Below are 2,370 nucleotides of genomic sequence, written 5' to 3'. Positions count from 1 at the left end.
CGGGAGGACGCGTAGACGACGTTGTCGCCCTGCCGGATCTGCGGCACCCAGGCGCGGGCCTGCGCGGCGTTCGCGAGGAGGTTCCCGTGGCTCAGCACCGCACCCTTCGGCGTCCCGGTGGTCCCGGAGGTGTACTGGATGAGGGCGACGTCGTCGGTGGCCGGACGCGGGTGCCGCTTCGCGAGCTTGCGGTTCCCCACGAGGTCGTCCCACGGCGTCGTGCCACGGACCTTCGCGGTGAGCTTCGCGCGGCTCTCGCGGGCCTTCGCCACCGGCAGCGACAGCGCCAGCCGGGTGCTGCGCGGCATCGCACGGGTGAGGTCCACCGAGACGATCGTGTCGAGCGCGACGTCGGCGGGGAAGTCCTGCACGGTGGCGACCGACTTGTCCCACACGATCGCGACCTTCGCGCCGTGGTCCTCGAACTGGTGCCGGAGCTCGCGCGGGGTGTACAGCGGGTTGTGCTCGACCACGATCGCTCCGAGCCGGAGCACCGCGTAGAAGGCGACGACGTGCTGGGGGCAGTTCGGCAGGACGATCGCCACCCGGTCCCCGGCGGTCACCCCGGCCTTGCGGAGACCGTTGGCGGCACGGAGCACCTGGTCCTCGAGCTCGGCGTACGTCGCCGTGCGGCCGAAGAACTCGAGGGCGACGCGTTTCGGGAACCGCCTGGCGGACTGCTCGACCAGGTCGACCAGGGAGCCCGTCGGCTCGTCGATGTCGTGCGGGACCCCCGGGGCGTACGAGGCAAGCCAGGGACGAGGCGTGTCGATGCTCACGTCGTCCAACCTAGCGGGCGGGTCCGTGGCGCCGTCCCGGGACATTGTCAGGGGTCGGACGGAGCATGGTGGCATGGCCTCGCTCTCGAACGCCTTCCGGTCCCGACTCGACGACACCTTCACCGGCGGCTCTCCCGGCCGTCCCGAGTGGATCGACGCCCTCGAGCAGGGCAGCGACGCGGGGTTCTTCGGCCCGGGGTCCGCGACGTGGAGCGTGCACGGCGGCCGGCAGACCGTCCTCGCCGGGGTGCGCGCCCTGCTCGTCCAGGCGCTCCACCCGGGAGCACTGGCGGGTGTGGCCGACCACTCCCGGTACCGTGAGGACCCCTTCGGTCGGCTCGCCGGCACCATCCGGTGGATCTACACCGTCTCGCACGGCGACCGTGCCGCGGCCGAGCACGCCAGCGCCTGGGTCGTCCGACTGCACGAGAAGGTCCGCGGCGAGTACGTCGACGGGCACGGGGTGACCAGGCCGTACGCGGCGAACGACCCCGACCTCGCCCGGTGGGTGCACCTCGCCTTCACGGACGCCTTCCTGCGGAGCGCGCAGACCTGGGGCGAACCCATCCCCGGCGGCGCGGACGCGTACGTGCGCGAGTGGGCGACGGCCGGCCACCTCATGGGGGTCGACGACGCACCGGAGTCCGAGGCCGAGCTGCGTGCGCAGATGGACGGCTACCTCGACCGGGGTGAGCTCGTCGCGACGGCGCGGACCCACGAGGTCGTCCGGTTCATCAAGGACCCGCCCCTGGCGCGGCTGCTCCGGCCGGGCTACCGGGCACTGTTCGCGGGGGCGGTGTCGACGCTCGACCCGCGGCACCGTGCGATGCTCGACCTCCGCGTCCCCGCGGTCGGGGCGATCACGTTCCCCTCGCGGCGCGCAGCGGGACTCGTCATCGAGGGCATGACGGGGGTCCTGGGTGGCCGCCGGACACCGAGACGGCGGCGCGCCGGCGGATCGCGGGGCTGGCCGCCGAGGGATCCGGCTCCGAGGCGCCTGGTTCCGAAGCGTCCGGCTCCGAGATGTCCGAGCCTTCCGAGTCCTCCGAGTCCGAGGCGAGCTCGCCGGCATCCTGACGAGCGCGGGCGCGCGGTCCTGCCGTCCGAGCGCGTGCGCGCGGTCCTGCCCGGGCGACGGCGGACCACCGCGACGAGGAACCGGCCTGGAGGCGCGGGACGGGCCCCGCCCCGCGCCTCCAGGCCGGCGGGTGCGTCAGAAGCCGGACGGCACCCGAGGCGTGTACGCCTGCTCGAGTCGCGCGACCTCGTCGGCGCTGAGCTCGATGGACGCCGCGGCGACCGCGTCGTCGATGTGGTGCTCCTTCGTCGCGCCGACGATCGGTGCGCTGACCACCGACTTGCCGGCGACCCACGCCAGGGCGATCTGGGCCATGGGGACGCCCCGCTCGTCGGCGACCTGCGCCACCGCGTCGACGATGGCGCGGTTGGCGTCCTCGTCCTGGCGGTAGAGCGTCTTGCCGAACTCGTCGGTGTCCGCGCGTGAGCCGGAGCCCTGTGCGTCCCAGGGGCGGGTGAGGCGCCCGCGTGCGAGCGGGCTCCACGGGATGACGCGGACGCCGGTGGGCCGCAG

General features: G+C 74.0%; 2 protein-coding genes and 1 pseudogene. 1 reads left to right on the top strand and 2 read right to left on the bottom strand.

Annotation, left to right across the window (positions count from 1 at the left end):
- Window positions 1-779 (bottom strand): AMP-binding protein (locus tag I59_RS09010; RefSeq protein WP_031273456.1); only part of this gene is annotated, 779 nt, incomplete at its 3' end.
- On the opposite strand from I59_RS09010, the pseudogene I59_RS09005 reads away from it, so the two are divergent.
- Window positions 718-1,578: pseudogene (locus I59_RS09005) on the top strand (oxygenase MpaB family protein); the annotation flags it as partial. The gene I59_RS09010 and the pseudogene I59_RS09005 sit on opposite strands and share 62 nt — an antisense overlap.
- A 414-nt stretch (window positions 1,579-1,992) precedes the next feature.
- On the opposite strand, the gene I59_RS19590 reads toward I59_RS09005, so the two are convergent.
- On the bottom strand, window positions 1,993-2,370 hold a 378-nt coding region (locus I59_RS19590; RefSeq protein ID WP_042726601.1), incomplete at its 5' end, for an aldo/keto reductase.

This window comes from Curtobacterium sp. B8, from assembly GCF_000333315.1.
Taxonomy (GTDB): Bacteria; Actinomycetota; Actinomycetes; order Actinomycetales; family Microbacteriaceae; genus Curtobacterium; species Curtobacterium luteum.
The sequence above is the reverse complement of the archived record's forward strand: the minus strand, read 5'-3'. Positions and strand labels throughout refer to the sequence as shown.